Origin of the sequence: Pseudonocardia sp. EV170527-09 (genome assembly GCF_008369905.1) — a bacterium.
Taxonomy (GTDB): domain Bacteria; phylum Actinomycetota; class Actinomycetes; order Mycobacteriales; family Pseudonocardiaceae; genus Pseudonocardia.
The window spans coordinates 1-4,155 of the sequence record NZ_VRMC01000178.1 but is presented as its reverse complement, the minus strand read 5'-3'; the positions used below and the strand labels follow the sequence as shown (position 1 = coordinate 4,155).

Sequence of the window (4,155 nt, the reverse complement as noted above, 5' to 3'; positions counted from 1 at the left end):
GCGCCTGATTGTGGGCATACCAGGGCTGGTAGGTGCCGTCCGGCTTCCGATTCCGAGCGATCTCACGATACACCGACTGATAAGATTTCCCGACGCGATCCGCGATCCTCTTCACCGGATCCCCGGCCTTCAGGCCGTCCGCGATCTCGATGCGATCGTCCTGACTGAAATAGCGGTCGCTGATCCGGCGCTCCACGATATGCACGGCGCCAGCATCGAGGAACCACAGCGAGCCACAGCTCACCGACACGCCGACCAGTCGCGCCGCCACCGAGCTCCTGACACCCGACCGAATCAGGTCGAAATAACGCCTCTTGAGTTCTGGCGGCATCTTGTTCGGGGCAAACCGAGGCATTCGAATCTCCCATCCTGGAGATTCGCAACGACCGATGGAATCCGCCCGGTCTATCCGGTGATCTTCGTGGACGCCATCCACGTCAAGATCCGCGACGGCCAGGTCACCAACCGGCCCTTCTACGTCGTCATCGGCGTCACCGTGGACGGCCGCCGTGACGTGCTGGGGATCTGGGCCGGCGACGGCGGAGAGGGGGCGAAGTACTGGCTCGCGGTCCTGACCGAGATCAAGAACCGGGGCGCCACCGACGTGTGCATCGCGGTCTGCGACGGGCTCAGCGGGCTCGGCGAGGCGATCACCACGGTCTGGCCGCAGACCATCGTGCAGACCTGTGTGCTGCACCTGATCCGCAACAGCTTCCGCTACGCCAGCCGCAAGTACTGGGACCAGATCGCCAAGGACCTGCGCCCGATCTACACCGCCCCGACCGAGGCCGCCGCCGCAGCACGGTTCGCCGAGTTCAACGACCGGTGGGGCGGGCAGTACCCGGCGATCATCGCGCTCTGGAACAACGCCTGGTCGGAGTTCGTGCCGTTCCTCGACTACGATGTGGAGATCCGCAAGGTCATCTGCAGCACGAACGCGATCGAGTCCTTGAACGCCCGCTACCGACGAGCCGTCCGGGCCCGAGGGCACTTCCCCACAGAGCAGGCCGCGCTGAAGTGCCTCTACCTGGTCACCCGCTCGCTCGACCCGACCGGGAAGGGCCGATCCCGGTGGACGATGCACTGGAAGCCGGGTGGGGTGCGCGATGCTTGATCGGTGTCGCGTACTGCTGTCCTGACCGATGCTCAGTGGGCCCGGCTGGGCCCGCTCCTGCCCTCGTCGGACGGGCGTCGTGGGCGGCCGTTTCGCGACTCACAGCGAGTGGTGGAGGGGATCATCTACCGGTATCGGTGCGGGCTGGCCTGGCGTGATGTCCCGTCCGAGTTCGGGCCGTGGCAGACGTTGTGGAAGCGACACCGCCGCTATGCAGGTGATGGCACCTGGGACCACGTTCTCGCTGCTTTGCTGGTCGACGAGGCCAGGGTGCGGGCGTAGTGCGTGCGGCACCGTTGCCAGCTCGAACCGGGCAGCGCCGCCTCGACTGCCGAAACCAGGCCCTGATGGGCATCGGAGATCACTAACAGGTCATAGAAGCATCTCAATGGACAAACCACCCCGAACGCGCCAGAAGCGACCACGAGAGCACAATCCACGACAACATTACTAATCGCCAGAACGCATCATCACGAAACAACGCTACGCATCCAGGCGACCATCACACGTAGCCGGACTTGACGACTTATCGAATGCCGTGCTCTACTCCGTAGATGAGCACGTCGGAGCTGACTCGCCGCGTTATCGCGCTTGCGCTGGCCGCAGTGATTCCAGTGGGGTTGATGACAGGACTTGCCCATGCTGCGCCTGGGTCTCGGATCGCTGGCACGTACACCCGTGCAGTGGCGCCTGGTAACGATGCAGATAAAATTTCCGGTTTGACGCAGTTCTTTGAGCAGGTCAACGCAGTGCCGGACGCAGTGCTCCAACAGGGCGACGCTGCTACGCATGCGTGGCTGAAGGATCGCCAGAACGGCGGGCCGCAGGCGCGTGCTGACGTCATGGGGTGCGTAGGAGGCATCACTATGGCAATCGGGGGTGCATTGATCCCGGCGGCTAAAATTTTGAAACTCAAGAAGCTGGTCGCCGAGCTCGGCGGAATCAAGGAAGCCGTTCAGACCTTCGCGGGAGCTGGTTTCTCATGGGAGAAAATTCAGGCACTCGGAGGCCCCCTGGCGGCACTTGGCGGAGAGCTCCTCGGCATCACCGCGATCCGCAACAATTGCTTCAATTAACTGGCGTCGACCGTGAGTACTAGGAGAATGACCGGCAATGGGTTGGCCTGCGTCCTGGCGCTGGCTGGGGTTGTGTTTCTTGCTGTGGACGGAACATGGACTCTGTCGTTGGGGTTTTTCGGGCTCGGGGTCGCGTCAGCAGGGATGTTCGGGAGAACAACGATCTGGCCGTCTGCCGAGGAGCGCAAGCAAGTAGACCATGTTCGTGGCCCGAAGATTGACCCGGTCGAGCTGCGCAGATGGAGAGAGAAGCACCCCGATCTCAGCTTCTCCGAGGCAGTCAATGCCTTCCGGAAGGAAAAGAGGTAGATCGGTGATGGCGTTGCGGCTGTCCCGCGTCAAGCAGTTGGCAGGATTTCAGGTTCGGGAAAGTTGTGGATCTTCGGGTCGGCCAGGCCGAGGTGGACCTGCAGCGGCCGGTTCCAGGACAGCGCCTCGTGCGGGCGCGCGGTGTTTGTAGGCCCAGGACTCCCGAAGCTACGGCCAGGTACAAAGTAGAGCGTTGTAGCTGGTCACGAGCTCGACGCGGCCGTCCTGGGATTGAGTCCGGGCCAGGCGTGGCGACTTTGTCGTCAGCTGTGGCAGGCGGACTCGAGGATCTTCGTCGTCGGCGCGTAGGCCGACGACGAGCCTGCATCGTCGCCGACCGAGCCGCGGTGATCGATCAGGAGAAAGGTGCCCTTCGGAGTACCGGAGTCGGGCACGAACAGCCGCAGGGTGGAGCTCGCCGTGCTGGCAGGGCCGGTCACGTTGATGGTGACTGTCTTCGCGGACCTGCCGCTGGCTCCACCATCGTCGAAGGTCAATCCCTCGGGGGCGGGCAGGCTCTGGCCGTAGACGTGTTCCTGGAATGCCTCCAACAGCTCGGGACGTCGTTGCTGCTCCCAGCTCTGCACGTCGTCGACCTGTCCACCGCCGTCGATGACGAGCGGGGTTCGGGAGTGTCCGATCAACGGTGTAACCGGCGTTGATGGATATCAGATGGTGCCGGGGACGATACGGCCTTGGAAGGTGATCGCGAACGCGTTCAGCGCCGGCTTCCACCGCATCGACCACCGGGCCCGGCCTTTCCTGGTCGGGTCTAGTGAGCGGGTGACCAGGTAGAGACACTTGAGCGCGGCCTGCTCGGTCGGGAAGTGCTCTCGGACGCGGACCGCGCGCCGGTAGCGTGCGTTGAGCGACTCGATCGCGTTGGTGCTGCAGCCGGGGTTCCACAGATCAGGTAGCTGCCTAGTTCGCGAAAAGTGGGTCTGAGCTGGGGGAATGCCGGTTGGCCCGGTGACGGGGCGTGTCACTAGGCGGTGGTGTTCGTGCTGGTCAGGGTGTTGCGGGGGTGGCTTCGACGATGCGGCGGGGTTCGGGCAGGTCGAGCGCGGCGAGGATTTTCTTCTGGCCGGTGGTGAGTTCGGTGCGCTGCCGGAACGAGCCGGCTGGGCCGGTGAAGGTGCCCAGGTGCAGGCGCTGGAGTTCGTCGCGGATCTCGGCCCAGGTCTGCCCGGTCTTGGTCTCGGCGATGCGGATGAGCAGCAGCGCCAGCCAGCACAGCAGTGAGCTTGGCCCCCTGCGCCGGACACTGACGGTGTGGGGTCAGTGATCTTGGTGTGGTGGGGTGTGGGCTGTTTCGTAGTCGGCTGGGCTGAGCATCCCGATGCTGGAGTGGCGCCTGATCGGGTTGTACCAGCACTCTATCCACTCGAATATCGCATTGGCAAGATCGGCGCGGCTTTTCCAGGATCTGGAGTCGAGTAGTTCCAGCTGCATCGTCCCCCAGAAGGACTCGACCATCGAGTTGTCGTAACAATCGCCGACCGAGCCCATGGAACCGACTAGTCCCGCCTCGATCAGTCGGCGCCCGAACGCCCAGGACGTGAATTGCGAGCCGTGGTCGGAATGTAGGATCGCCGAGTACGGTTCGGGACTGCGACGGGTGATGGCCATGCCGAGCGCGTCGGTGACGAGTTCGGT

At 63.8% G+C, this 4,155-nt stretch carries 5 protein-coding genes and 3 pseudogenes; 3 read left to right on the top strand and 5 right to left on the bottom strand.

The features are described 5' to 3' along the window. The coding region (locus FVA95_RS32290; protein WP_240051777.1) for a helix-turn-helix domain-containing protein at positions 1-271 on the bottom strand (271 nt) is incomplete at its 3' end. A 132-nt stretch (positions 272-403) separates the two neighbouring features. Between FVA95_RS32290 and FVA95_RS27755 the strand changes: the two are divergent. Together FVA95_RS27755 and FVA95_RS34125 are read left to right on the top strand one after the other, a co-directional pair. Continuing rightward, positions 404-1,114: pseudogene (locus FVA95_RS27755) on the top strand (IS256 family transposase); the annotation flags it as partial. 3 nt (positions 1,115-1,117) lie between these two features. Beyond that, positions 1,118-1,396 carry a transposase gene (locus FVA95_RS34125; protein WP_193564434.1) on the top strand — a complete coding sequence of 93 codons (279 nt, stop codon included), beginning with the start codon at positions 1,118-1,120 and terminating at the stop codon, positions 1,394-1,396. On the opposite strand, the pseudogene FVA95_RS27745 reads toward FVA95_RS34125, so the two are convergent. Then, positions 1,360-1,482 (bottom strand): annotated as a pseudogene (locus tag FVA95_RS27745) (transposase); the annotation flags it as partial. The gene FVA95_RS34125 and the pseudogene FVA95_RS27745 overlap by 37 nt on opposite strands. A 186-nt stretch (positions 1,483-1,668) precedes the next feature. On the opposite strand from FVA95_RS27745, the gene FVA95_RS27740 reads away from it, so the two are divergent. Beyond that, positions 1,669-2,190: a hypothetical protein gene (locus tag FVA95_RS27740; RefSeq protein WP_149666775.1), complete on the top strand. Its 522-nt coding sequence runs from the start codon at positions 1,669-1,671 to the stop codon at positions 2,188-2,190. Between the two features lie 572 nt (positions 2,191-2,762). Here FVA95_RS27740 and FVA95_RS27730 read toward each other — a convergent pair. The 3 genes and pseudogenes from FVA95_RS27730 to FVA95_RS27720 form a co-directional block, all read right to left on the bottom strand. Further along, the gene (locus FVA95_RS27730; protein WP_149666774.1) at positions 2,763-3,086 is read right to left on the bottom strand and encodes a hypothetical protein; all 324 of its coding nucleotides are present in this window, start codon (positions 3,084-3,086) and stop codon (positions 2,763-2,765) included. 81 nt (positions 3,087-3,167) lie between these two features. Next, a pseudogene (locus FVA95_RS27725) lies at positions 3,168-3,392 on the bottom strand (transposase); the annotation flags it as partial. 385 nt (positions 3,393-3,777) lie between these two features. Beyond that, a partial coding sequence (locus FVA95_RS27720) for an integrase core domain-containing protein (protein ID WP_149666456.1) occupies positions 3,778-4,155 on the bottom strand: 378 nt, incomplete at its 5' end.